This is a genomic window from Prochlorococcus marinus XMU1402 (assembly GCF_017696205.1).
GTDB lineage: Bacteria > Cyanobacteriota > Cyanobacteriia > PCC-6307 > Cyanobiaceae > Prochlorococcus_A > Prochlorococcus_A marinus_AC.
Genome location: NZ_JAAORD010000002.1, coordinates 66,273 through 90,142 on the forward strand (window position 1 = coordinate 66,273; position 23,870 = coordinate 90,142).

The 23,870-nt window shown below is 32.0% G+C and carries 30 protein-coding genes and 1 tRNA gene; 17 read left to right on the forward strand and 14 right to left on the reverse strand.

Annotated features, from left to right (window positions below):
• Positions 1 to 96: 96 nt before the first annotated feature.
• Positions 97 to 1,173, forward strand: a complete 1,077-nt coding sequence (gene psbD, locus HA141_RS06555) for a photosystem II D2 protein (photosystem q(a) protein) (protein ID WP_002807316.1) — start codon at positions 97 to 99, stop codon at positions 1,171 to 1,173.
• A complete protein-coding gene (psbC, locus tag HA141_RS06560) occupies positions 1,157 to 2,539 on the forward strand; it encodes a photosystem II reaction center protein CP43 (protein WP_079296603.1) in 1,383 nt (460 codons plus the stop codon). The genes psbD and psbC overlap by 17 nt, the downstream gene beginning before the upstream one ends.
• 60 nt (positions 2,540 to 2,599) lie before the next feature.
• Here psbC and HA141_RS06565 read toward each other — a convergent pair whose 3' ends face one another.
• Entirely contained in the window at positions 2,600 to 3,211 is a 612-nt protein-coding gene (locus HA141_RS06565; protein WP_209118097.1) for a nucleoside triphosphate pyrophosphatase, read from the reverse strand.
• A 67-nt stretch (positions 3,212 to 3,278) separates the two neighbouring features.
• On the opposite strand from HA141_RS06565, the gene HA141_RS06570 reads away from it, so the two are divergent.
• Positions 3,279 to 4,808, forward strand: a complete 1,530-nt coding sequence (locus HA141_RS06570; RefSeq protein ID WP_209118099.1) for a cobyric acid synthase — start codon at positions 3,279 to 3,281, stop codon at positions 4,806 to 4,808.
• Complete coding sequence (locus HA141_RS06575; protein WP_209118101.1) at positions 4,805 to 5,056, forward strand: 2Fe-2S iron-sulfur cluster binding domain-containing protein; 252 nt, start codon at positions 4,805 to 4,807, stop codon at positions 5,054 to 5,056. Before HA141_RS06570 ends, HA141_RS06575 begins: the two co-directional genes overlap by 4 nt.
• Before the next feature lie 730 nt (positions 5,057 to 5,786).
• On the opposite strand, the gene HA141_RS06580 is transcribed toward HA141_RS06575, so the two are convergent.
• A tRNA-Ser gene (locus HA141_RS06580) sits at positions 5,787 to 5,871 on the reverse strand.
• A gap of 62 nt (positions 5,872 to 5,933) precedes the next feature.
• Complete coding sequence (locus HA141_RS06585) at positions 5,934 to 6,905, reverse strand: extracellular solute-binding protein (RefSeq protein WP_245157332.1); 972 nt, start codon at positions 6,903 to 6,905, stop codon at positions 5,934 to 5,936.
• Between the two features lie 153 nt (positions 6,906 to 7,058).
• Between HA141_RS06585 and HA141_RS06590 the strand changes: the two genes are divergently transcribed.
• On the forward strand, positions 7,059 to 7,724 hold the full coding sequence (locus HA141_RS06590; RefSeq protein ID WP_209118105.1) for a Fe2+-dependent dioxygenase: 666 nt from the start codon (positions 7,059 to 7,061) through the stop codon (positions 7,722 to 7,724).
• 77 nt (positions 7,725 to 7,801) lie between these two features.
• The gene (locus HA141_RS06595; RefSeq protein WP_209118107.1) at positions 7,802 to 8,041 is read left to right on the forward strand and encodes a hypothetical protein; all 240 of its coding nucleotides are present in this window, start codon (positions 7,802 to 7,804) and stop codon (positions 8,039 to 8,041) included.
• A gap of 74 nt (positions 8,042 to 8,115) precedes the next feature.
• Here the strand turns inward: HA141_RS06595 and HA141_RS06600 are convergent, their stop codons facing one another.
• The 5 genes from HA141_RS06600 to HA141_RS06620 form a co-directional block, all read right to left on the reverse strand.
• Positions 8,116 to 9,399 (reverse strand): porin, encoded by a 1,284-nt coding sequence (locus tag HA141_RS06600; RefSeq protein WP_209118110.1) that lies wholly within the window; start codon positions 9,397 to 9,399, stop codon positions 8,116 to 8,118.
• Between the two features lie 141 nt (positions 9,400 to 9,540).
• A complete protein-coding gene (gene glyQ, locus HA141_RS06605) occupies positions 9,541 to 10,410 on the reverse strand; it encodes a glycine--tRNA ligase subunit alpha (protein ID WP_209118112.1) in 870 nt (289 codons plus the stop codon).
• 247 nt (positions 10,411 to 10,657) lie between these two features.
• On the reverse strand, positions 10,658 to 11,044 hold the full coding sequence (locus HA141_RS06610) for a DUF1824 family protein (protein WP_209118114.1): 387 nt from the start codon (positions 11,042 to 11,044) through the stop codon (positions 10,658 to 10,660).
• A gap of 26 nt (positions 11,045 to 11,070) precedes the next feature.
• On the reverse strand, positions 11,071 to 11,403 hold the full coding sequence (locus HA141_RS06615) for a phenylpyruvate tautomerase MIF-related protein (RefSeq protein WP_209118116.1): 333 nt from the start codon (positions 11,401 to 11,403) through the stop codon (positions 11,071 to 11,073).
• 2 nt (positions 11,404 to 11,405) lie between these two features.
• The gene (locus tag HA141_RS06620; protein ID WP_209118118.1) at positions 11,406 to 11,576 is read right to left on the reverse strand and encodes a hypothetical protein; all 171 of its coding nucleotides are present in this window, start codon (positions 11,574 to 11,576) and stop codon (positions 11,406 to 11,408) included.
• Between the two features lie 148 nt (positions 11,577 to 11,724).
• Here HA141_RS06620 and HA141_RS06625 point away from each other — a divergent pair, with 148 nt between their 5' ends.
• Positions 11,725 to 12,360 (forward strand): methyltransferase domain-containing protein, encoded by a 636-nt coding sequence (locus tag HA141_RS06625; protein WP_209118120.1) that lies wholly within the window; start codon positions 11,725 to 11,727, stop codon positions 12,358 to 12,360.
• A 98-nt stretch (positions 12,361 to 12,458) separates the two neighbouring features.
• Positions 12,459 to 12,704 (forward strand): hypothetical protein, encoded by a 246-nt coding sequence (locus HA141_RS06630; protein ID WP_209118122.1) that lies wholly within the window; start codon positions 12,459 to 12,461, stop codon positions 12,702 to 12,704.
• Positions 12,705 to 12,708: 4 nt separating this feature from the next.
• On the opposite strand, the gene HA141_RS06635 is transcribed toward HA141_RS06630, so the two are convergent.
• From HA141_RS06635 to fldA, 3 genes are all read right to left on the reverse strand, one after another.
• Positions 12,709 to 13,362 (reverse strand): DUF3386 family protein, encoded by a 654-nt coding sequence (locus HA141_RS06635; RefSeq protein WP_209119198.1) that lies wholly within the window; start codon positions 13,360 to 13,362, stop codon positions 12,709 to 12,711.
• Positions 13,363 to 13,438: 76 nt separating this feature from the next.
• Positions 13,439 to 14,497: a chlorophyll a/b binding light-harvesting protein gene (locus tag HA141_RS06640; RefSeq protein ID WP_209118124.1), complete on the reverse strand. Its 1,059-nt coding sequence runs from the start codon at positions 14,495 to 14,497 to the stop codon at positions 13,439 to 13,441.
• A 144-nt stretch (positions 14,498 to 14,641) separates the two neighbouring features.
• Positions 14,642 to 15,166 (reverse strand): flavodoxin FldA, encoded by a 525-nt coding sequence (fldA, locus tag HA141_RS06645; protein ID WP_209118126.1) that lies wholly within the window; start codon positions 15,164 to 15,166, stop codon positions 14,642 to 14,644.
• Positions 15,167 to 15,308: 142 nt separating this feature from the next.
• Between fldA and HA141_RS06650 the strand changes: the two genes are divergently transcribed.
• The 5 genes from HA141_RS06650 (at position 15,309) to HA141_RS06670 (ending at position 17,933) form a co-directional block, all read left to right on the forward strand.
• On the forward strand, positions 15,309 to 16,043 hold the full coding sequence (locus HA141_RS06650) for an AhpC/TSA family protein (protein WP_209118128.1): 735 nt from the start codon (positions 15,309 to 15,311) through the stop codon (positions 16,041 to 16,043).
• A 14-nt stretch (positions 16,044 to 16,057) separates the two neighbouring features.
• A complete protein-coding gene (locus HA141_RS06655) occupies positions 16,058 to 16,327 on the forward strand; it encodes a SemiSWEET transporter (protein WP_209118130.1) in 270 nt (89 codons plus the stop codon).
• 74 nt (positions 16,328 to 16,401) lie between these two features.
• The gene (locus tag HA141_RS06660) at positions 16,402 to 16,626 is read left to right on the forward strand and encodes a hypothetical protein (RefSeq protein ID WP_209118133.1); all 225 of its coding nucleotides are present in this window, start codon (positions 16,402 to 16,404) and stop codon (positions 16,624 to 16,626) included.
• Positions 16,627 to 16,830: 204 nt separating this feature from the next.
• On the forward strand, positions 16,831 to 17,622 hold the full coding sequence (locus HA141_RS06665) for an AEC family transporter (protein ID WP_209118135.1): 792 nt from the start codon (positions 16,831 to 16,833) through the stop codon (positions 17,620 to 17,622).
• Between the two features lie 59 nt (positions 17,623 to 17,681).
• A complete protein-coding gene (locus HA141_RS06670) occupies positions 17,682 to 17,933 on the forward strand; it encodes a CopG family transcriptional regulator (protein WP_209118137.1) in 252 nt (83 codons plus the stop codon).
• Here HA141_RS06670 and HA141_RS06675 read toward each other — a convergent pair.
• The 3 genes from HA141_RS06675 to HA141_RS06685 are packed head-to-tail and all read right to left on the reverse strand — an operon-like array spanning position 17,930 to position 21,797.
• Positions 17,930 to 19,735: an ArnT family glycosyltransferase gene (locus HA141_RS06675; RefSeq protein WP_209118139.1), complete on the reverse strand. Its 1,806-nt coding sequence runs from the start codon at positions 19,733 to 19,735 to the stop codon at positions 17,930 to 17,932. The two genes, HA141_RS06670 and HA141_RS06675, sit on opposite strands and share 4 nt — an antisense overlap.
• 15 nt (positions 19,736 to 19,750) lie before the next feature.
• The gene (locus HA141_RS06680; protein ID WP_209118141.1) at positions 19,751 to 20,827 is read right to left on the reverse strand and encodes a glycosyltransferase family 4 protein; all 1,077 of its coding nucleotides are present in this window, start codon (positions 20,825 to 20,827) and stop codon (positions 19,751 to 19,753) included.
• A gap of 28 nt (positions 20,828 to 20,855) precedes the next feature.
• Positions 20,856 to 21,797: a DMT family transporter gene (locus tag HA141_RS06685; protein ID WP_209118143.1), complete on the reverse strand. Its 942-nt coding sequence runs from the start codon at positions 21,795 to 21,797 to the stop codon at positions 20,856 to 20,858.
• A gap of 52 nt (positions 21,798 to 21,849) precedes the next feature.
• On the opposite strand from HA141_RS06685, the gene sppA reads away from it, so the two are divergent.
• The 4 genes from sppA to rpmH all read left to right on the forward strand — a co-directional run bounded on the left by sppA (position 21,850) and on the right by rpmH (position 23,865).
• A complete protein-coding gene (gene sppA / locus HA141_RS06690; RefSeq protein WP_209118145.1) occupies positions 21,850 to 22,659 on the forward strand; it encodes a signal peptide peptidase SppA in 810 nt (269 codons plus the stop codon).
• Positions 22,660 to 22,665: 6 nt separating this feature from the next.
• Complete coding sequence (aroH, locus tag HA141_RS06695) at positions 22,666 to 23,049, forward strand: chorismate mutase (protein ID WP_209118147.1); 384 nt, start codon at positions 22,666 to 22,668, stop codon at positions 23,047 to 23,049.
• A gap of 69 nt (positions 23,050 to 23,118) precedes the next feature.
• Positions 23,119 to 23,697 carry a DUF2808 domain-containing protein gene (locus HA141_RS06700; protein WP_209118149.1) on the forward strand — a complete coding sequence of 193 codons (579 nt, stop codon included), beginning with the start codon at positions 23,119 to 23,121 and terminating at the stop codon, positions 23,695 to 23,697.
• 30 nt (positions 23,698 to 23,727) lie between these two features.
• On the forward strand, positions 23,728 to 23,865 hold the full coding sequence (gene rpmH / locus HA141_RS06705) for a 50S ribosomal protein L34 (protein WP_002808184.1): 138 nt from the start codon (positions 23,728 to 23,730) through the stop codon (positions 23,863 to 23,865).
• Positions 23,866 to 23,870: the final 5 nt, after the last annotated feature.

A 23,870-nucleotide genomic window follows, 5' to 3' on the forward strand; every position in this document is an offset into this window, starting at 1 on the left:
AGCTTTACAAGGCGTTTCAGATATACAAATATTTCCCCACATTACTCACAATCTTTGTTACAGTCACTGCGTATCCCGAAGCTAAAAACGATTCTCATGACGATCGCAGTTGGTAGCGCCCCACAAAGAGGATGGTTTGATGTCCTCGATGATTGGTTGAAGCGCGACCGCTTTGTATTTATTGGTTGGTCCGGACTACTTCTACTTCCTTGTGCATATCTTGCTATTGGTGGTTGGTTCGTCGGAACAACATTTGTTACCTCTTGGTACACACACGGAGTTGCAAGCTCATACCTTGAAGGTTGTAACTTTTTAACAGCAGCTGTAAGCACCCCTGGTGATGCCATGGGACACAGTCTTTTATTTTTATGGGGTCCTGAAGCCCAAGGTAGTTTTGTAAGATGGCTACAACTTGGAGGTCTTTGGAACTTCGTTGCATTACATGGAGTATTTGGCCTAATTGGTTTTATGCTTCGTCAGTTTGAAATTGCTGGCCTTGTTGGAATTAGACCATACAACGCGTTAGCTTTCTCAGCAGTAATCGCAGTATTCACAAGTATCTTCCTTATTTATCCTTTAGGACAGCATAGTTGGTTCTTCGCGCCTTCATTCGGTGTTGCAGCAATCTTCCGTTATATCCTGTTCATTCAAGGTTTTCACAATATCACTTTAAACCCTTTCCACATGATGGGAGTTGCTGGAATTCTTGGTGGTGCTCTACTTTGCGCTATCCATGGAGCTACAGTACAAAATACTTTGTATGAAGATACAAGTATATATACAGATGGTAAGGTTCAAAGTTCAACATTTAGAGCTTTTGATCCAACACAAGAAGAAGAAACCTATTCAATGATTACAGCGAATAGATTCTGGAGTCAAATCTTCGGTATTGCTTTCTCAAATAAGCGTTTCTTACATTTCTTGATGCTATTTGTACCTGTTATGGGTATGTGGACATCTTCAATTGGTATTGTAGGCTTAGCACTAAACCTGAGGGCTTATGATTTCGTAAGCCAAGAAATCCGTGCAGCAGAAGATCCAGAATTTGAAACTTTCTATACAAAAAATATACTTTTGAACGAAGGTATGCGAGCATGGATGTCTTCTGTGGATCAACCACACGAAAACTTTGTATTCCCTGAGGAGGTTCTTCCACGTGGAAACGCCCTTTAATAATCTATTAAGAGCTCCAAACCAAAGTATTGAGGAAACTGGTTATGCCTGGTATGTAGGCAACGCTAGATTAATCAATTTATCTGGACGTTTATTAGGAGCTCACATTGCTCACTCTGGACTAATAGTCTTTTGGGCGGGAGCAATGATGCTCTTTGAGGTTAATCATTTTACTTTTGATAAACCAATGTGGGAGCAAGGTTTAATCTGTATGCCACACGTTGCAATGTTTGGCTATGGAATAGGCCCTGGTGGTGAAGTTACTGATATCATGCCTTTCTTCCAAGCAGGCGTGGTTCACTTGATAGCTTCCGCTGTTCTTGGTTTTGGTGGTATCTACCATTCATTAGCAGGTCCAGAAAAGCTTGAAGAAGATTTTCCATTTTTCTCCACAGATTGGAGAGACAAAAATCAAATGACTAATATCCTTGGATATCATTTGATTGTTCTAGGTGTAGGTGCTCTAGCATGGTCAGTAAACTGGTGTTTTATTGGCGGTGCATACGACACATGGGCACCCGGTGGTGGTGAAGTTAGACTTGTAAACCCAACGTTAGATCCAAGAGTTATTCTTGGTTATCTATTCAGATCTCCATGGGGAGGAGCTGGTTCAATAATCGGTGTCAACTCCATAGAAGATATTGTTGGTGGACATGTTTATGTGGGTATTACTGCAATTATTGGAGGAATATTCCATATCTTTACTAAACCTTTTGGATGGGCAAGAAGAGCATTTATTTGGAATGGTGAAGGACTATTAAGTTATGCTCTTGGTGGAATTTGTGTAGCAAGTTTTATCGCTTCAACATTCATTTGGTTTAACAACACTGCTTACCCTTCCGAATTTTATGGTCCTACAAATGCTGAAGCTTCACAGGCCCAAAGCTTTACTTTCCTAGTGAGAGATCAAAGAATTGGAGCTAACGTAGGTTCAACAATGGGGCCAACAGGTTTAGGTAAGTATCTCATGAGATCTCCTACTGGCGAAATTATATTTGGTGGTGAAACAATGAGATTCTGGGATTTCAGAGGTCCATGGTTAGAGCCTTTAAGAGGACCTAACGGATTGAGCCTTGAGAAAATCCAGAATGATATTCAGCCTTGGCAGGTAAGAAGAGCTGCTGAATATATGACTCATGCTCCTAACGCTTCTATCAACTCTGTTGGTGGAATTATTACAGAGCCTAATGCTGTTAACTTCGTTAACTTAAGACAGTGGTTAGCTGCAGCTCAATTCTTCCTAGGATGGTTTACATTTATCGGTCACCTTTGGCATGCTGGACGTGCTAGAGCAGCCGCTGCTGGTTTCGAAAAAGGAATCGACAGAAAGAGTGAACCAGCTCTTGAATTGCCTGATTTAGATTAATTTCTATCTCAATTACAAAAAGCCCTATCTTTTGATAGGGTTTTTTTTTGCTCAATTTTACTATCTATACAAATTTTCTCTGAGCCATGGCAGGCTTAAACCCATTACATTACTGAAACAACCCTCTATTTTTTCTATATATTTCCCGCCTATACCTTCCAAGGCAAATCCTCCGGCGCAATATAAAGGTTCATTTGTATCTACATAACTCTTGATTTCCCAATCTTCCAACTTAGAAAAATAAACTCTTGAACTTACTGTTTTTTTTATTATTTCAGCAATTTTAAAAATTTTGGAAGTTGAATCAAAATTCCCAATTATTAGAGTATGACCAGTATGTAAAAATCCAAATTCTCCAGACATTTTTTTCCATCTAATAAATGCCTCCTCTTTATTAGATGGTTTTCCATAAGCTTCTCCTTTAAATTCAAAAATTGAATCGCACCCAAGTATTTCCACTGGACCATAATTAAATTCTTCTGGAAATGATATGTTTTGAATATTTTCAGATAAATTATTAGCCTTTTGAAAAGATAATTCCAAAGCTAAATTAAATATATTCTTTTCTTGAATAGTAGTTTCATCAAAGTCACTTGATTTTTGGATAAATTCAATTTGACAATTTTCTAGTAATTTCTTTCTAGATTGAGAAGCAGAGGCTAGAATTAACACAAATTTTTTTCCAAATTATAATTCAATTTACTTAATTAATAAATTTTTAAATTAATACAAATTACTTATGGAGTTAGAAGCAAAATTATATGAAATAAAGAAACCAATAATGGTACTAGGCACTTCCAGTGGAGCAGGGAAATCTTTAACGGTTACTGCTATTTGCAGGATTCTTAAAAATTTAGGAGAAGAACCAATCCCTTTTAAAGGACAAAATATGAGTAACAACGCTTGGGTTGATTGGGAAGGTGGAGAGATGGCATATTCACAAGCTCTTCAAGCTTTTGCTTGTGGTATTAATCCCTCTGCAGAGATGAATCCAATTTTATTAAAACCACAGGGCAACTCAAAAAGCGAGGTCATTCACCTTGGTAAAAGTGTAGGGATAACAACCGCCAAAAATTACTACCAAGATTGGTTTATTCCTGGCTGGGAAGTAATTAAAAAAAGTCTTAATTCTATTTATAAAAAAAAACCAAATTGCCGTTTAATTATCGAAGGAGCTGGAAGTCCAGTAGAGATGAATTTGATTCATAGAGACCTTACAAATTTAAGAGTTGCTAAGTATTTAAATGCAAATTGCATTTTGGTTACTGATATTGAAAGGGGAGGAGTTTTTGCACAAATAATCGGAACCCTTGAATTAATGAAACCTAAAGAAAAAAAACTTATTAAGGGAATAATTATAAATAGATTCAGAGGAGACCTTTCATTATTTGAAGAAGGGAAAAAATGGATAGAAGATAAAACTCAAATACCAGTTATCGGAATTGTCCCATGGTTAAATGATTCATTCCCCCCAGAAGATTCTTTAGATTTACTAGAAAAAAAATCACGTTTCACAAATCCTGATATCAAAGTTGGAATAATAAAATTACCCTCTATAAGTAACTTCTCAGATTTTGATCCATTAGAAAATGAAGAATCAATATTAATTGAATGGATTAGAGAATCGCAGAACTTGAGAAAGTATGACTTTATTATTCTGCCTGGGAGTAAACAAACTATTAAAGATCAGATTTTTCTTGAAAATTCTGGTATAGCTCAAGATATAAGGGAATATTCCAATAACAAAGGAAATATTATTGGAATTTGTGGAGGTTTACAAATGTTAGGAACAACACTCGAAGATCCTTATTTCAAAGAGGGTTCCAAAAATATTTCCGAACAAAAAATTAAAGGAATTGGATTACTACCATTAAAAACAACTTTCTTTGAAAAAAAATTAACACGTCAAATTAACTCTGAATCTGTATGGCCATGCAAATCAAAAATTAATGGATTTGAAATTCATAATGGTCAAACCGAATTGAATAAAATGCAAAGTGCTTTAAAAATTAACCCTATTTTTAAGGAATTAAATCTAGGTTGGTATAAAGAAAATAATGGGGGAGGTACTATTGCAGGAACTTATATACATGGGATTTTTGAAAATGATAGCTGGAGAGATCAATATATTAATTTAATAAGAAAGAGTAAAAATTTACCAATATTAAGTAAAAAATCAATATCTTACAAAATGAAGAGAGAATCTATTATTGATAATCTTGCTAACGAATTCGATAAACATTTAAATCTTAAACAATTTTTAAATTGAAAGAAAAAAAAATAAAAATTATTTGGCCAAATAAAAATGAAACATTTGTTTCAGAGGGAGATGATTGGTTCTCATCTGCTGAAAAAGCAGGTTTAGAAATCCCAACTGGATGTCTCACTGGAAGTTGTGGAGCCTGTGAAATAGATGTAAATGGTGAAACAGTGAGGGCTTGTATAAGTGATATTAAAATTAAAAAAAAATGTACGTTAAAGGTTTCTCTTACTACAGATCCATTCTGGGAAAAATAACTTTTTCTAAACATTACCAATTATTAGAAAAAGAAAAATATAGTAGAAAAGTGACCCTAAAAACGTGTTTAAGAATATTATCTTTTTCCTGATTTTTGTAGAGGCAATAATATAGCTTCCTAAAACATGGGGTAAGATTGGGAAAGATCTTATTATTAAAATATAGAAAGATTTAAAATTAATTTTTACAAAAAATTTATACAAATTATTATTTTCTGGCTTTTTCAAGAACAACATATTTTTAGAAAATCTGAATTTAATTTTTCTCAAGATAAGAACTTGAATTACACTTAAGATTGTTAATACAGGAGAAAAAAATAAAATATAATAAAGTCCAAAAAGCTTTATTAATAAAAAGTCAAAAATTATTGAAAAAGGGAGGCCTAAAAATATAGAAATAATATTCAAAGCTATTAAATAACTGTATTGAACATTTTCAAGTAACGATTCAAAATCATAGGTATATTTAAATATTAGTGCCAAAAAATAAACCACTAAATAGGTGAAAAATATTTTAAAAATTACTGATTTAAAATTCATATTTTTATTCATATAAGATCAATTATTCCAAATAAATACAAAAAAAATTTTTAAAACACTTTTTAAAGGTAACACTTAGCAAAACATAAATTAATAAGGTATTGTCTTTTTTATTTTCTTTGAAAATAAATCTGGTATTTCTTAACTTAGTTTTCTAACTATGTACTTTGTCACTAAATGTATTTATGAACGGAGAGGGTGGGATTCGAACCCACGAATAGTTTCCTATTAAACGATTTCGAGTCGTTCGCTTTCGACCACTCAGCCACCTCTCCTTCTATTTATAAGTATGCATAAAATTAAAATATATTTACGTTCAATCAAATTATCTTAATTTTTAATCCCACCCTGCATCTTTCATTAATTTTATAGCAAGAGAGTTATTTTCCCCAAGGTCTTCAACAGTTACCTTATCAGGAGTGAATTCTCCAAAGTCTTTAACAATTGGATTTTGATTAACCTCTTTTAATGGATGTTCAAAAGTAGGGGCAGCCAGTCCTTTACTTCCCTTAGGAGATGCCAGATATTCAAGAAGTTTAATAGCTTCATTTTTGTTTGTTGCGTATTTAGCTACCCCACCAGCACTAATATTTACATGAGCGGGATTTGGCGTGATGACTGATGTTCGTTTTGCATATAAAGCATCTCTTCTTCCATTAACACCTGCTAACATTCTTGCGACATAGTAATGATTAACAATCCCTACTCCACATTTTTTCTTAGAAACAGCTCTTATTATTGAAATATCCCCTGGGAAGAAAGGTTTAGAAACATTAGAAATCATTCCACTTAACCAAGCTTTAGTTATTAATTCACCTTTGTTAACTATTTGATTGGCAACTAAAGATTGATTATATGGACTTTTTCTATTTCTTAAGCATACTTTACCTTTTAAAGACGGATCAGCTAAATCAGTGTAGTCCCTAATCTTGCTCACATCTACAACTTTTGGATTGGCTACCATAACTCTCACTCTTCTAGTCAATGCATACCATTCTTTGCTTTTATCCTTTAGCCCTATTGGAACATCATTTTCTAAGGATTTTGATTCTACACTTTGAAGCAATCCAGCTTTAGCCGCATTAGTAATTCTTGCTGCATCAACTAGCAATATTAAATCCGCTTGGGAATTCTTCCCCTCTCTTTTCAATCTTTCAAGTAATGATATTCCTGCAGCCTCGATAAGTCTAACTTTAATTCCCGTTTCATCTGCAAACTTTTTATAAACACTTCTATCAGTGTTGTAATGTCTACCCGAATAAACTTTGACTTCCTTTTCCTTTGAATTAGCAGGAATATTAAAATTCAGTACAAAAGAAAACGCTAATATAGAGTAAATTATTCTTCTTAGATTTTGCACTTTCCAAAAATAGTATCTATGGTTACTTTATATCTAACTTGATAACAAGGCTTCTTAAAGAGAATTTCTATACATCGATCTGTATCATTTTTTATATCAAAAATGAATTATCTAACTCATCAACTATTGAATTCTGAAGAACTAGAAATTCTTATAAAAGAATTAAACAAAGAGGAATTATTTTGGGAAGATGGCAAACATACTGCTGGAAATCATGCTGCCAAGGAAAAAAATAATTTACAACTTAGGAGAGATTTAGATTTTTCAAAAAAATTTTCAGGATTAATCATAAAAAAGATTCTTAGTAATGATTTAATTAAAAGCTTCGCCTTACCCAAAAAGATTCATGGAACAATCTTCTCAAAATCCAAGAGCGGGATGAAATATGGACGTCATATTGATAATCCTTACATGTCATCTGGTAGAGCAGATTTATCTTTTACAACATTTTTAAGTTGCAAAGACAACTACGAGGGTGGTGCATTATCAATTGAGAGTTTCGACTCAGAAAAAAAATTTAAACTTAATGCAGGGGAAATAATAATTTATCCAAGTACATTTATACATTCAGTAGAAGAAGTTATGTCTGGTGAAAGATTAGTATTTATTGGTTGGATTGAAAGCTATGTTAGAAGCATTGAAGAAAGAGAATATTTATTTGATCTAGATACTGCAGCAAGATCATTACTTACTAAATATGGAAGATCAGAAGAGGTTGACCTTGTCTTTAAATCATATTCAAATCTTTTAAGAAGATTAGGCGATTAGCCATGAATCATTTTATACACTAGATAGAAAAACTTTTTTTAAATACTTAAAATAAAAAATATGTTTCGGAGTTTTCAATGCCCAAGAAAAGCTCAATTGCAATATTTTTAGCCGCAACTAGTGCTATTGCTATCTCATCTACAGAAAATTCAACCTTAATAGCATCAGAGAATGAGTTGGGAGGTTTAAAAGAATGGAATACTGATATGCCCCTAGACGCTGATTTCAAATTAGATGCTAAAGCTCAAGAATTGGCTGACGAGGCTGCAGAATCAAGTGTCTGCATACCCATCGGTGAAGGAGAGAATTGTTGGTAAATTTAAGCTGAATAGTCAAAAAAAAACACCCATATAGGGTGTTTTTTTAATATTAGTTTAAGTAAAGCTAATATTTAGAATTTGAACTTTGAAGTAACAAGGAGACCAAAGATGTCGTCATCTTCATCTGCTGCGATGTCATTTCCACCGAAAATTGCAGGTGTTATCTCCATTGAATCATTTGGCCTGAAAGAATAATAAGCTTCCCAAACTTGGGCGCCAACTTCGCCAGTGTCTCCTCCACCTTGCACTTCAGTAGCTGATAAAGGTTGTGTGAATGCAATGCCGATTCTGTCATCTGCTTGGATCATATCTTTCCAAGTAAATCCAACCATGTAACTATTTGCTTGTGTAGTGTTACCAGCTGTAAATACTCCTCCATATGATTTAGTGTCATAACCCACTGAGATTTCAGGCACTGTAGTACCTGTTTCCTCTGGCATCCAATAAGCTCTTAGGGCATAACCAATAGAGTCTCTAGCTACTTGCCTACCCATTGTAGTTGCATTGTAATCATGAGCACTCCAGTTACGTGCGTTTGATAGAGTTCCTGAAACGTGCCATCTATCAGTTGTATAGGCAATTTGTGAATCCCACTTAATTGCGTTACCAGGAGCAAACCAACCTTCGCCTTCGTCAGCACCCTTGTCAACAACATTGGTAGCGAAACCAATTCCGTTATCAAGTTCATACTTAAGTCCGTAACCTACATCTGTACTTGCTCCAAAGTTACTATTTCCACCAAGTTTAAAAGATTTAAGTGCACCTGGCTTATAGATAGAAGGAGTAATGTACATGTAGTAGTTTTCGATCCTTGGGCCTACAAAAGCGGTAACTTTTTCACCAAGAGGGAACGTATACCACATCTTATCCACCTCTAGGAGATCACTATTATCTTTAGTCTCTATGTGATATGTGTATTTGTTTTTCCATTGATCTCCTTGTTCACCTGTCTTAAGACGAACATAAAGATTATCATCACCTGAAAAACTTGTATTCAAGTTCATTGTAAATGTATAACCTGTTTGAGTATCCTCAGAACCACCAAATTCGTTTCCACCATCAACAGCACCAGCCCACATCACAGCTTTACCATCCATAGTTGTGGTTTCAGAGAAGGTTCCAGCTTCAAATTGATTTCGTTGAACCTCAAGGCCATTAATATCGCCTTTATTATTTGAAACATCACTAAAATCATTAGCGAATGTTTTATGGTCAAATCTTGGAGTTTTCTTTTTTTTGCTACGAGAGTAGCTATTCATCTCCTCAATATTGACTATATCGGAAGCTTGAGCAGCTATTGGAGCTAATAAGCTCAAAGTTGCACCAGCTACCAACATTTGTTGGAAGAGTTTCATTTTACCTCACACTTAATAAACCCAAATAAAATGGGTAACTATACTGTATCGAGCGTAACTAAAAAAGAAAGAAATATAAGTTTCAAATACGTGTAACTTTTGATACTTTTAGTTTCCATCTTTATATAAAATCTCTACAATTCAAAACTTTCTTAATGGATAGTCTAAGAATTCTCTTTCTGCCACCCAAGACGACGCAACTTCTCTAGCTAATTTTCGAATCTTTTCAATATATTGGGCACGATCTGTAACTGAAATAACTCCTCTCGCATCAAGCAAATTAAATGTATGACTACACTTTAAAACATAATCAAGAGCTGGATAAGTCAACTTCTTTTGGATTAAGGAATTTGCTTCTTCTTGGTAAATTTCAAATAATTTCCTTAGATTAATAGGACTCGAATCAGTAAAATTATATGAGCATTGACTTTTTTCAAATTGAAGCCAGATATCACTATATTTAAGATTTTTATTCCAATTTAAATCCCAAATACTTTCTTTATCCTGCAAGAACATTGCAACTCTCTCTAATCCATAGGTAATTTCAATCGGTATTGGACTACAATCTAACCCCCCGCATTGTTGGAAATAGGTAAATTGAGTAACTTCCATTCCATCCAACCAAACTTCCCAACCTACTCCCCAGGCACCAAGAGTTGGTGATTCCCAATTATCTTCTACAAATCTTATATCGTGATTTTCAGGATTAATCCCTAATGACTCCAAAGAATTCAAATATTTTTCCTGTATTCCATCTGGTGATGGCTTAATTATTACTTGATATTGAAAGTAATGTTGAGCTCTATTTGGATTGTCGCCAAATCTCCCATCAGTCGGCCTTCTACATGGTTCTGTATATGCAACACTCCATGGTTCTGGTCCAATAGCCCTCAAAAAAGTATGAGGATTCATAGTCCCAGCACCCTTTTCAGTATCATATGATTGCATTATTAAGCATCCTTCTTCAGACCAAAATTTATTTAAGTTTTGAATTATATCCTGAAAAAACATCTATTTAAAAAATCTAAAACCTATAGCATAAACATACAACATAATAACAAACCTCTTAGGAAGAAGAACAAAAATAATTCATTCAAAATATTATTTTCTTTCCTAAAAAAATCTTTTTTCAGATGTCAAAAATAAAAACTTATCAATTTTGATTAACAAAATTGTTGATCAAATCTGATTAACTAATCAAATTCTAAAAAAATATATTCTCGACATTTGATATTAATGATTAAAAAATTTAAAAAGATTAATTAAAAAAATCTAGTGGGAATGGTCCATAAGTATTTGATCCTTTAGCATCTTCATCAAATTGACAAGTTATTAAAATTCCTTCTCCCAGACCATTTTCAGATCTAACAAAAACATTACCAGTTTTTTGGTTACCTTTTAAAAAAACACTCCCTTCAGCATGAAGCGAATCTAAATTACAAAATTTAATTGAGGAGTATTTTTTTAAAATTGATTTTAATGATTCAATAGCCTTTGTATCACAAGGTGCCATTATTCCTATTGTTATCCAGTCGGCATTAAAAATATTAGTTTCTAATTCTTCTAATAATTTTTTTACTTCACTATCACTTAATTTAGGAGCAGTTCTAAGACTATTTAACTCTTTTAATTTATTTATTTCCATTTAATTAATACCTAAAACAAAAACTATTATCCAAAGGTTCTTCCATTCCAAGCCCACATTGAAGCAGGCACATCCTCGAATGAAATATAAATCTTATCTATTGGAATTCCCATTTTCTTATACACAAAATTAGATATTGGCTTTGCCATTTCTGAAGGATTTAAAGATCCTATTGACTTAATCTCTAAGAAGCAACAAGGGCTATCATCATCAAAAAACATTTCGGAATTATTATCTAATTTAGCCATAACAAATCTTTTTGATTTATTTGTTAATGAAGAAACTAATATTGAAATTTCTTCAAGTATTTTTTTCTTATCCTCTATTTTTGCTGAAGTAGAAATATTAATGTAAGGCATATTTATGCAGCTAAATTATCTTTTTGCAAATCATTTTGAAGTTTAAAATTTTTATTTTTCAAAACTTTTTTTGATGAAAGATATGCAATATCATATTGACTTATTCCGTTTCTATATGGATTAAAAAGAGCATTTTTAGATCTACTTTTTTTGCTCCTTTTGAAATCAATCATTTTCAACTAAATTATTAATTAGTAATTTAACTTTTTTTAAGTATATGTCTAGCTTTTTTAAAAATCTTTAATTAAATGCAAAATATATTCTTAATCACAATATGCATATCTATTTACTAGATTTAATTTACATAAATTCATAGTCATTTTGGAAGTTTTAAAAAATTATCAAAGAAAAAAACTTGATGAAAGCAATGATGAAGAATTCTATTCTGACCCAAAATTTGTTTATCATCTAGACGCTAACTTCAGGCAATATTTATCAAATATTTATAAAAAAGAAATTTCAGATAATTCAACTGTCCTAGATTTAATGTCCAGTTGGGATAGTTATTTACCTGAAGAGAAAAAATACAAAAAAGTTATTGGGCATGGATTAAACAAACAAGAACTTGAGAAAAACAAAATTTTTGATAATTTTTGGACACAAAATTTCAATTTAAATCAAAAAATTCATTTAGATAATGAAAGTGTTGATTATTGTTTAATGGTCGCAGCTTGGCAATATTTACAATATCCAGAAAATTTAACTAAAGAAATCTCGAGAATTTTGAGTAATCACGGCAAGTTCATAATATCTTTTTCAAACAGAGCATTTTGGCATAAGGCTCCCAACATATGGACTTCATCTACAGAAGAAGAAAGAATTAAATATGTAAGAAAAGTATTAATATCAAACGGATTTAATGAGCCAAAAATAATTAAAAAGTTTAATGAACCAGCCTTGAATATCTTTAATTTTTTTAGTAAAGACCCATTTTATTGTTTAATTGCAACTAAATAGTAAGTAATACTTTTACTACCTTTAAAACAAAGCTATGAAAAAGATCTATAGCCACACTTTTAAATTTTTACTAATATTGGATAGTTAAAAATAATAATATGGGCTCTAAAAGAGAAAAATATCCTGAAAAATGCCCTTGGGATCTTGGACCTAATCAGCATTTAGCTAAAGAAGAAAACTGGACTTTAAGATTAGGTGATGCACACGTATGTTTTAGCAAAAATAAATTAGACAATAATTATTTTCATGTAATTAGTAATGAAAATGAAGAACAAATTTTAGCCTTCAGAGCAAGACTTCTTTATCAAAAACTACTTGACAAAGGATTTAGATTGGTTGAATAAAAACCTATTTTAATAAACTTAAATCCTCGAAAAAAAACTTTTGTATTTCTTCTTCATTATTATGGTTTAGATATCTTATCGATCTAGAATTTAAAATCCAATAATCCTTTTTACCTACATTTATAAACTCATCTTTGTATTCAAATTTTTGAGTATCTGTCTTCAGGGTTTTTGAATTAATTTGTTGAGAAGTATATTTCTTACTAAGGAAACCAACTCCAGTATCAAAAAATTCCTCAACAAAAATTTCAATAATTGTTCCATGGATTCTTCTATAAACCATATTAATACAATCATCTTTAACCCTATACTTATCTCCTTCATTTTTCCCGGAAACAACTATTTCAATTCCATTTTCAGAACTTTTAAGTAAATTAAAATTATTTTCTGAATGAACTGAATAAAATTCTCTTTTTACCCTGTGAATACATACTTCAAACAATTGCGAGGCAATACTTTTCTTGATCTTTTCATCTTCTATATATTTAATTTCAGGTTTAAAATTTTCTCCTAGTGAGAATTCACCTTCATAAGCATGTTTGTCAAATAAATAAGTACATTTGCCTTTATATCCTCTGAAATCAGAATTCCATGTATATCTTTTTTGATAAGCATCTCGAAAAATCTCCTTACAATTAATTTCTCCTTGATTCTCCATTGATTTTTTTGAATACATTTAGTAATACTACAAAAAAAACCCTCCTGTTAGAGGAGAGTTTTTTTATTAGATTGAACTAGTTTTGAGTAATTTTTGTATTTTCAATATTGTCAAATGCTTGACCAATTTTCTTAAAGTCAAATCCCATTGCTCTTAATGCATGCCAAAGATGACCTTGTAAGAAAAAGAATCCCAAATAAAAATGAGTATTAGCAAGCCAAGCTCTTGAGCTGTATGCTCCCGAACCTAAATCAACCGTATCAACAAAATAAGGTGCAAATTCAAATTGAAGCTTTAAGGGCTCTCCATATAAATCAACTGGATATATGGTTGTATTTGAAGCACACCAAAAAGCAGCAACAAAAGCCATATAAGAAACACCAACTACTGAATAAGACAAAATAGCCTCAGCACCAAGTAATCCTTTTCCTTTAAATTCTGTATATTCTCCAAATTGCTTTGTACAAATATGGAAAACTCCTCCTATTATTTCAAGGAAAGCTAAGAAGGCATGTCCTCCCATAACATCTTCAAGACTATCTATTTTTAAAAAGTCAAATTGATGGTTCCAAATAGCAGCAATATCTAAGTTGTAAACAACTTGTCTTGTAGATCCTAAAGCTGGGTCATAAATTCCATGAATTCGTGCCCATTCAACGAACATTATTGCTCCAAGACCAAGAAAGATTAGATGATGACCAAGAATAAAAGTTAATTTATCAGGATCATCCCATTCAAAGTCAAATTTTTGTGGCTTACTATTTTCCGGATAGTCTCCAAGATCACCTGCAAATTTATTGGAGTGTAATAATCCCCCAGCACCTAATACAGCTGAAAAAATTAGATGTAATGTGCAAATTACAACAATTCCATATGGTTCTGTGATAACACCATTTTCAATACCGCCAATTCCAATACCGGCTAAGTGAGGTAAAACAATTGCTTTTTGTGCACCCATAGGAATACTGGCGTCGTAACGAGCCAATTCGAATAATCCAAAAGCTCCTGCCCAAAACATCATTAAGCCTGCATGGGCAGCATGAGCTGCTATGAATTTACCTGAACGGCCAACAACACCAGAATTTCCTGCATACCAGTCATAGGTGACATCAGATTTTCCGTAAGTTTGTAACACTTGATTTAAATAAACAGCAAGTTGAGCATATTGCTTATTAGTTTGTTTTTTTACATGTTCTTTACAGATTTAATTACTTATGTAAAAAAAACATATATCGAAAGAACAAATGTTACAACTTGGGAAATTAATATCTTTGAAAGCTTAAGCCAATGATGGGATTTCGCTCTTAAGCTGAGAAGCCCATGTTTCAAGACGTGAATCAGTCAAATCGGATTCACTATCCTCATCAAGAGGTAATCCACAAAAGCTTTCTCCAATTACACTTTTAGACTCATCAAATGTATAAGTAGATTTATCTACGTAACCCACCATTTCCGCGCCTGCTTTTGTGAAGTAGCTATGAAGTTCTTCCATGGCGTCGCAATAATTTTCCGTGTAGGTAGAAGAGTCTCCTAAACCAAAAATTGCGACTTTTTTACCTGATAAACTTAGTTCACCAATATCCTCTAATATTGAATCCCATGCAGTTCCTGATCTTTCTTCATCTGCACCAGTATTCCAAGTTGGTATCCCACAGATAATTCCCTCAAGACCTTCAAATTCTGAAAGATCATCCACATCAGATACATCTTTAGGTGCTTCTGCTGAAGAAATAAAGTTGTGAAGACGATCAGCTACGTCTTCAGTTTTTCCAGTTGTAGTTGCGTAATAAATTCCTACAGTCATAACTTAAAAATGTTTACATTAGAATAATAAAATCTAAAAACGTTAAATTAATTTCTTTAAAAACTTTTTCATGTAAAATTTTATACTAATCAAAGTAAGAAAATTTTTTTGAAATAATTTAAGAAAAAATATTTAAAATATCGTGACCGACAAATTTCAAATTAAAATCAAAAACCTCGTTGAAGGATTTAATTTTAATGGAGAAAAAAATTTCAAATTAATTGTTTTATTTGGTTTATTAGGAGATTTTGATAGCTTTGAATATGCAATAAATTTGAAAAATTTTATAGATAATCATCAAGATACAAATTTAGATATCTTTGCTATTGCTATTGGTACCCAAAGGGGAAAAGAAAAATTCTGTAACTTTACAGGTTTAGGTGTAGAAAATTTAAGAGTTGTTTCTGATAATCAAATCCACAATAATTTAAATGTTTCAAGAGGATTAGATATAGGTTTAGGAGGTTGGATGAATATGCTTTTGATGCTATCAGGAATCAATTCTTTTAAAACAATCAAGGAAGTTATAAGAGGTTATACAGGAGACCGAAAGGCAAAACAAATCTATTCAGAAATTGACAAAATTGACGTTTTGAAATTACTAAATTTTTCAGGTAATTCTTTTAGCAAGGTTTTCGGAGATGGTTATTTGAGACCATTTGAATTAGCAACATTTAGATTAAACAACATGAATGAAATAATCCAAAATTGGGATGATTATATTCCTCATGCGAAATATCTTCCTCAAAGAGGAGCTTCCTTTTTATTAAATGATAAAAATCAAGTTATTTATAAATTTTTTTCAAGTGATGTTCTTGGTTATTCATCAAATATGAGAAATCCTTTAGGCTTTTTGTCTGATTATATTAAAGAATAATTTTTTAACCTTTTATGAATGAAGACATATTTGGATATCTTGCCGCGATTTTAACAACAGTTGCATTTCTTCCTCAATTGATAAAGACTCTAAAAACAAAAAAGGCAGATGATGTTTCATTGACAACTTTAATAATGTTCATTATTGGAGTTTTATCCTGGATTATTTACGGTTATAAAATTTCTTCTATCCCTATATTGATTGCTAATTTGATTACCTTAATTTTAAATCTTATGATATTAACCTCAAAATTATATTTTTCAAAAATCTCAAGTCAACAATAATTACCCTGATATTATTAAATTATAGAAATATTAGTTAAATACTATATATCATTAAACTAAATTTTTTTCTTATCTTGAAAACTTCAAAATGCTGGGTTTGGTTCAAAGGAAGCCTTAACAATGGTGGTTTTTGGAAAGAGGGATTTACTTGTACTTTTGATGAAAAACCCGGGGTTTTAATAGAAAGTCCTGCTTATGTCACTTGTAGAGTTCCAAATTGGAGAGTTCTAACTAAAGAACCAGAAGATCTATATAAATCTCCTTTAATTCCAGATAATGCAATTTGGAAGATAATTTAATTTATCCATGAGTTAAAAAAACTTTTTGACTGTTCGACGGCAAGTTAATATTGCTTTATTAAATATTTAATTAATACTATCTACTCTCTTTTTATAAATATTATCCCTTTATTAATTTTTGGTTTTTTTCTCGGGAAAAAGAATCCAAAGATTTCTAAATATATTGCAAGGCCTCTTATTAGATTTGGTATTCCACTAAGTGTAATGGGTCTTCTATTGAAAGAGGGTATAGATATAAACCTTATTAAAAGCTCATTTTTAGCATTCTCACTAATTGGATTTTTAATTATTCTGATAAATATATTCCAAATATTCAAAAATAAGCTCCCAAATTACACTTTACAGCTGGCAGGCCTAATAGGTAATACATCATTTCTTGGAATACCAATTGCAATTGCTCTTCTACCTTCAACAACTATTAATTTCACAATAGGTTATGACTTAGGTACAACACTATTCGCTTGGCTATTTGGACCTTTATTTCTTCAAGAAAATTCAGTAAACAAGAAAATTCCAAATATCGAAGGATTATTAAACGCATTGATAAATAGTCCTGCCTCAAGAGGGATTATTGGTGTACTTTTGGCATATCTTTTTGATTTAAACGAGTTATTAGGCAATTATCTTTGGATACCTGCGAGAATAGTTATTGCATTCGCAATAATAATTGTCGGAACAAAACTGGGCATGATAACAAATCAAAAGGGTGAAGTTTTTGATCTAAAAGAAGAAATTAAATACTCAATTTTATTAAAGTTATTTATTCTACCTTTTATTGTTTTTGTAATAAGCAAATTATTAAATTTTGACTTCTATCAATCATCTGCTGTAATACTTCAGGCAGGAACCCCAACCGCGATATCCACAATTTTAATGGCAGAGGCTTACGGCCTGAAACAAAAAATTGCATCAAAAATTCTATTTTCCTCCACTTTAATTTCAATAGTTACAATTCCTCTTTTAAAAATCTTAATGAATGCATTTAAAAATGCATGATTTTTGAATATTGTAAAGATAATGTCCTGATAACTACATAATGTCTTAAGATTTAGGTTATGAAGTCAGCGAACCCTGAAAATGAATACATTCCTTTAGATCTCAGGATTTCTGTAAGGAGGGATACTCTTAGGCTAATCTCAGAGATGGCTCAAGATATGGGAATAAGCATTAACGAAGTTTTTAGTTTTTTAGCCGAAGATTCTGTTGTAGATCTCGAATTACTTGAAGATTTAAATAAAATTGAAATCCCCAGCAAGTGTAGCCTTGATGATCTAAAAAACGCTCTTCTTAAAAAAAGACTTTGCTAGAATTTTTCAACATTTCTATTTTTCCAGTCTGATTTATAACCACTATTCACTAAAAGTTCCGAATACTTACGTAAATCACTTTTCTGAATTCGCCATAAATTATAAATCCCATATACGCCCAATTTTTGATGTTTGATATTTGACCAGTGCTGTTCGCGCGAAGAGTATTGATCTATAACAACTAATAAAGATTTGTATTCATAATCAGGTTGATCCTCATAATTTTCTCTCCTATCAGTATTTAATCTGTCTGAGAGATTAATTAACCCTTCCTTAGTATTTGGTTCGTAAAAAACTATTTGTCTAGAATAATAATGTAATGACGGTTTTCTTATCCCGATCATTGCTAAAGTTTCTTTCCCTTCACGAATATCTAATATTAATTTTGAGATATTCCTCAAAGGTAATTGTCTAGAGGTATCAGCTAATTTTCTTATTGGCGACATCAAAAAAGATTGTCCAATTAAAAAGAAAATTTGAAGATAAAGAAATATATTTTTGACTTTGAAAGAAAATAAAATTATTGCAAGAATAGTAAACGAAGAGAATAACAATTTAGCTTTAAAAATGATCCCAGAAAGTATTAGTTCAGATACCAAATTGGGCATTTCAGGATCATTTATTGTACTTAGCCAAATATTTGAGAAAAAGAATGCTATTGAGAGGCCAAACAAAATTAAAATATTAAAAATCCATAAATATAAATAACTTTTATTCGAATTTTTTAAGTTTACAAAGCTATTACTAATTAAAATTGCCGCTGCGGGAATTGCTGGCAACCAATAGCTTGGAAGTTTCGTAGCAGAAATACTAAAGAAGATTAAAACTGACACTAACCAACATAGAGAATATGTGTAAAGAGTTTCAGTGACATTGCAACTTTCTTTTGAACTTTTCAAGAAATCCTTAAAAGCCCTAAATATACCGTCATATAAAAAAGGGGTGAATGGTAATGAAGCCAATATCATTATGTAAAGAAAAAACCAGAAAGGTTCTGCATGATTATTGACAACTGATGTATATCTTTGAAAATTATGGTAACCAAAAAAGTTTTCCCAGAAAGGCTTACCTTCTTTTATTAGTTCTAAAAAATACCATGGAACACTTATTAAGGTTGTTATAAAAAAACCCTTCTTGGGGTTTATCTTGCCAAGCAAACTTTTCCAATCCTTTTGAATAAATAAAAAAGATGTAACAGTCAATGTTGCTAAAATTAAAGCAACAGGTCCTTTAGTTAAAATTGCAAGCCCCAAAAAAACCCATGCTGAGATGCATTGATCATTATTGTCACTTGCCATTCTTCTCCAAAACAAGAGTAGACTAATCCCTAGAGTTCCTGTTAATAAAGCATCACTTACAGCAGTTCTACTCCAGATAATGATCAATGGAGACAGAGCAAATCCTAGTGATGCAACTATTGGAGTAAGGAATTGCCTATCACCTTTCTGTGGCCAACAAAACAAAGTATCTCCAATCATCAACATTAAAAATAATGATCCCAAAGCTGAAGGAAGTCTCGCTGAAAGTGTCCCCAAACTATCCCAAATTTCGTTTTTCGGTAATGAGTAAAAAAAACCCATTAGCCAATATATTAGTGGAGGCTTATCAAAACGAAACATACCATTGACTTTTGGAGTTAACCAATCGCCAGATTCACTCATTGCCCGTGCAGCAGCTGCAAATAAAGGAGGAGTTTCATCCACTAGTCCTGTAGTTCCTAAACCTAAAATAAAAATAATAATTCCAGAAACTAAAACTATCAATAAGGTTATGAACCTTTTTTTTGAATCTAAAAGAATCATTTAATATTATTTATGTTACTTATATTCATTAATTACTTTATTAAGCCAGTTCACAACCTTGTTAGCAAATATATTTGTAGAAGCATTATTTTCTACCCATTTTCTACAATTTTTACGCTTTATCTTTTCGATAATCCCTACATAGGAAAGAAGATCTTCTTTATCATCAGGATTAGCAAGATACCCTGTTTCCCCATGCCGAATAATTTCACTTGGCCCACCCCTATTATAAGCAACAACTGGAACCCCACAGGCTAAAGCTTCAACAATCACGTTTCCATATGCCTCATTCCATTTCGGAGTATTTAGCAACACCCTACATTTACCAAGTTCTTTTTGTAATTCATCGGTTGCCAAAAACCCCATCCAATCTATGGTTCCCCTGGGGAATGATTGTTCTATCTTTGATGCATAGTTTTCATCCTCTATAAATCCCCAAACTCTTAATTTTTCTCCAAGTTTATTTGCTACATAAGCTGCATCCTCTAAACCTTTCTCCGGTGCCACCCTTCCAACCCAGCCTAATGGCCCCTTCATTGAATCTTGAAAAATATAATTATCTAATTTAAAACCATTTCCAATAATTATTGGTTTTTTAATAAATGGATAATCATTAGCTTGATTTTTTGAATGAAAAGCAAAGTTATATGGATGTTTAGAATATACCTTTGAAATTAAATTACTTATTACTGAACTTTCAGAACCCATACTAATAATGTGAGCAATCGGTATATCCGAATTTAGAGTAATCCAAATAGGCAACCAATCATAAGACATATTCAATAATACATCTGCTTTATTGGCGATATCTAACCCCTTTTCAACCATTCCTGCAAGAAGTGAATTGTCTGGGATAATTACAGGAGAATTGAAATCTTGATGCTGCCAACTAATTTGATCTTCACCTTCTGCAAAATGCAAATTTGCTTTTTCATTACCTTTATGTAATTTAGAATTTCTTGGGGCTATTACATCTACAGAGTGACCTAAAGAAAGAAAACCTGAAACTAAAGAATTTAAAGTTAACTCAACTCCTCCACCTTTGCCACTTCCTAGAAAACCTATTGGAGTACTAATCAAAACTATTCGCATTATTGAACTTTTTACACTAAAAAACTATTTAAATAGTAGTATCTGTCAATTTATTTTCCCACAAAGACCTTCTCTGACTAACACAAAATACCGAGATAAGAACAAAAACTACTCCTACCCATTGAATAATAGTAAGTCTTTCATCTAACCAAACACCTCCACTAAGAAGAGCAAATACAGGAGTTAAAAATGCAAGAGTACTAAATCCAGTTATTTCTTTATTGTTAGCAAAGTAAAAAAACAACCCATAGGCTATTGCTCCTCCAAAAATACTTGCAAATGACATGAGAGTCCAATCAAAAATTGACCAATCTGGAATTATTTGAACATTTGATTTTAAGCAATGCTTAATAATCAAAGGTATACTCCCAAAAACCATGTGCCACCCTGTAACAGCAACTGGATCACTTTTTGTGCAAGTAAATCTAATTAAAATTGTTCCTATTGCCATAGCCAGAGAAGCCGCTAGCATCCAAAGTTCTCCAAAGTTAAAAGCCACATTATTAATAGCCGTATCAGACATTAACCACCAATTTTGTAGAAATTCTTGAGGAACACCCAAAAATACGATTCCTCCCAAGCCAAAAAGTAATCCTAACCATCCTATTGGATTAATTAAATTCCCAAAAATTGCCCTTGCTAAAATAGCTACCAAAAGAGGTTGAGAATCAATCAATACAGAGCCAAGACCTGCTCCAGTTTTTTCAATCCCATAAGTTAAAAACAACTGAAAGAAAGTGGCGTCTACAATTGTAAAAACAAAAAACCACTTCAAATCACACTTATAAATTTTTAAATCTCTTTTAAAGAAATATGTTGTAATTAGAACAAGAATTCCTGCAGGAAGTAACCTCAAAGAAGCAACAAACTCTGGCCCAGCACTAGATACTAAGGGGGTCATAGCCGCCATTGAAGTACCCCATAGTGCAAAAGGTAGTATCATTAAAAACCAATTTAGGATTGAATTCATTAGGTCTGCTGATAATCTTTTTAAAGTAGTTTTATGTTTTTACTTTAAAAGAATGATTTGGCCTTTTAGACGAAAGTCAAAAAAAAGAATGGCTCGTATTGTAATTGATGAGCCTATTACAAGTTCAACAAGAGTTTCCGTCCTTAAAGCTCTTAAACAAATTGAGGATAGGGAATTTCCTGCTTTAATCGTGAGAATTGATTCACCAGGAGGAACTGTTGGGGATAGCCAAGAAATATACTCCGCTATTAAAAGACTAAAAGATAAAGGATGTAAAGTTATAGCTAGTTTTGGAAACATATCGGCCTCTGGAGGAGTTTATATTGGTGTTGCATCTGACAAAATAGTTGCGAATCCAGGCACAATCACAGGATCTATTGGTGTGATTATAAGAGGAAACAATTTATCTGAACTATTTGATAAGGTTGGCATAAAATTCGAGACTGTTAAAAGCGGCGTATTTAAAGATATACTTTCTCCAGATAAACCTTTAAGCGAGGAAGGCAGAGGACTACTTCAAGGCCTTATTGATGAAAGCTATAAACAATTCACTGAAGCTGTTGCTGAAGGAAGAAAATTACCTGTAGAGGAAGTAAGAAAATTTGCAGACGGGAGAATTTTCACTGGTACACAAGCAAAAAAATTAGGCCTCGTTGATGAGGTTGGAGATGAATTCGTTGCAAGAGAACTTGCGGCAAAAATGGCTGATATTGATCCTAAAGTTCAGCCCTTAACATTTGGGAAGAAAAAAAAGAAAATACTTGGCCTAATTCCAGGAAGTAAAATTATTGAAAAAGTTGTTAATAATATCTTTTTTGAGATTGATTCATCCAATAAAATACTTTGGTTATATAAGCCTTAAATTAATATGAATGAAAAAATGAAAGATGATTATAAAATTACATTTATTCGAGGAGCTACAACAGCAACTGGAAACACTGTTAAGGAAATAGAGGATGCCGTAGTGGAATTAATAGATGAATTAATCTTACGCAACAATCTAATTAAGACCAACTTATTATCTATTATGTTTACCTCGACAAAAGACTTGGATGCATGTTTCCCTGCTTCAATTGCAAGGAAATGTAATGGACTTGATTCTGTAGCATTTTTAGACTGTCAACAAATGTATGTCCCTAATGATGTTGATTTTTGTATAAGAATAATGGCACAAGTTTTATTACCTTCAAATAATTCTGTAAAGCATCCCTATTTAAGAGGGGCATCAAAATTAAGGACCGATAGATGTTAACCTTAATAAAACAATTTCCACTTTAAATTTGGATATACTCTATTTCAACTTAAAAATTAACTCAATATAATGTCAAAAAAAACAAAGAAACTTCCACTAAATTTTAAAATTTTAAGATTACTTCTTATTCCTACAATATTAATAACAGTTCCATTTTTCAATAAGATACAAGAAGCTAAAGCAGGTTTAGAATTTCAATGGGACGAGGACCCTTCTTTCAAAAGATTAAAGTGGTTCCAAAAAGAAAATAAAAAAAGATTTAGAAATAAAATTTATTTTTTCTTAAGGCCATCTGATAGAAATGCTGAGCTTTTAAAGATAAATCTATCCATCCCTAAAACCTTTAAAGTAAATTTAAAAGAAGAAAAAATAAGCCTTTGCAAGGTGAGAATAGGTGGTTTTGAAAATAGAACTAAATGTTTAGAAAATATTCCTGCTGATATTGAAATTATTTCTGAAGAATCATCTTTACGTTCTATAAATATCTATCCCTATAAACCTATTCCCTCTAATAAAGAAAGTTATGCGATTCTTCTAAAAGTCTTCAATCCAAAAAAATCAGGGCTATATCAATTTCATTCTTATGGGCAACCAAAAGGGGGATCAGTTTCAAGTTATTTAGGTAGCTGGACTATAGTGATCGATTAAATGATAAATTAATTAAGGATAATAAAAAAAATGACTAAAAGAACATTTGGTGGAACATCAAGGAAAAGAAAACGCGTTTCTGGTTTTAGGGTAAGAATGCGTTCTCATACGGGTAGGAGAGTTATTAAAAGCAGAAGACAAAAAGGTAGAGAAAGAATAGCTGTTTAACAGAC

Coding starts and splice junctions, on each gene's coding strand:
- HA141_RS06635 (WP_209119198.1), bottom strand. CDS start 13,362: ATGGAGAATCAAGGAGAAATTAATTGTAAGGAGATTTTTCGAGATGCT.
- aroH (WP_209118147.1), top strand. CDS start 22,666: ATGAATGAAAAAATGAAAGATGATTATAAAATTACATTTATTCGAGGA.
- HA141_RS06600 (WP_209118110.1), bottom strand. CDS start 9,399: ATGAAACTCTTCCAACAAATGTTGGTAGCTGGTGCAACTTTGAGCTTA.
- HA141_RS06685 (WP_209118143.1), bottom strand. CDS start 21,797: ATGAATTCAATCCTAAATTGGTTTTTAATGATACTACCTTTTGCACTA.
- HA141_RS06630 (WP_209118122.1), top strand. CDS start 12,459: ATGGGCTCTAAAAGAGAAAAATATCCTGAAAAATGCCCTTGGGATCTT.
- HA141_RS06590 (WP_209118105.1), top strand. CDS start 7,059: ATGAATTATCTAACTCATCAACTATTGAATTCTGAAGAACTAGAAATT.
- HA141_RS06595 (WP_209118107.1), top strand. CDS start 7,802: ATGCCCAAGAAAAGCTCAATTGCAATATTTTTAGCCGCAACTAGTGCT.
- HA141_RS06620 (WP_209118118.1), bottom strand. CDS start 11,576: ATGATTGATTTCAAAAGGAGCAAAAAAAGTAGATCTAAAAATGCTCTT.
- fldA (WP_209118126.1), bottom strand. CDS start 15,166: ATGACTGTAGGAATTTATTACGCAACTACAACTGGAAAAACTGAAGAC.
- HA141_RS06680 (WP_209118141.1), bottom strand. CDS start 20,827: ATGCGAATAGTTTTGATTAGTACTCCAATAGGTTTTCTAGGAAGTGGC.
- psbD (WP_002807316.1), top strand. CDS start 97: ATGACGATCGCAGTTGGTAGCGCCCCACAAAGAGGATGGTTTGATGTC.
- HA141_RS06675 (WP_209118139.1), bottom strand. CDS start 19,735: ATGATTCTTTTAGATTCAAAAAAAAGGTTCATAACCTTATTGATAGTT.
- HA141_RS06655 (WP_209118130.1), top strand. CDS start 16,058: ATGAATGAAGACATATTTGGATATCTTGCCGCGATTTTAACAACAGTT.
- HA141_RS06700 (WP_209118149.1), top strand. CDS start 23,119: ATGTCAAAAAAAACAAAGAAACTTCCACTAAATTTTAAAATTTTAAGA.
- HA141_RS06570 (WP_209118099.1), top strand. CDS start 3,279: ATGGAGTTAGAAGCAAAATTATATGAAATAAAGAAACCAATAATGGTA.
- sppA (WP_209118145.1), top strand. CDS start 21,850: ATGATTTGGCCTTTTAGACGAAAGTCAAAAAAAAGAATGGCTCGTATT.
- rpmH (WP_002808184.1), top strand. CDS start 23,728: ATGACTAAAAGAACATTTGGTGGAACATCAAGGAAAAGAAAACGCGTT.
- HA141_RS06610 (WP_209118114.1), bottom strand. CDS start 11,044: ATGGAAATAAATAAATTAAAAGAGTTAAATAGTCTTAGAACTGCTCCT.
- HA141_RS06665 (WP_209118135.1), top strand. CDS start 16,831: ATGGGTCTTCTATTGAAAGAGGGTATAGATATAAACCTTATTAAAAGC.
- glyQ (WP_209118112.1), bottom strand. CDS start 10,410: ATGTTTTTTCAGGATATAATTCAAAACTTAAATAAATTTTGGTCTGAA.
- HA141_RS06615 (WP_209118116.1), bottom strand. CDS start 11,403: ATGCCTTACATTAATATTTCTACTTCAGCAAAAATAGAGGATAAGAAA.
- HA141_RS06670 (WP_209118137.1), top strand. CDS start 17,682: ATGAAGTCAGCGAACCCTGAAAATGAATACATTCCTTTAGATCTCAGG.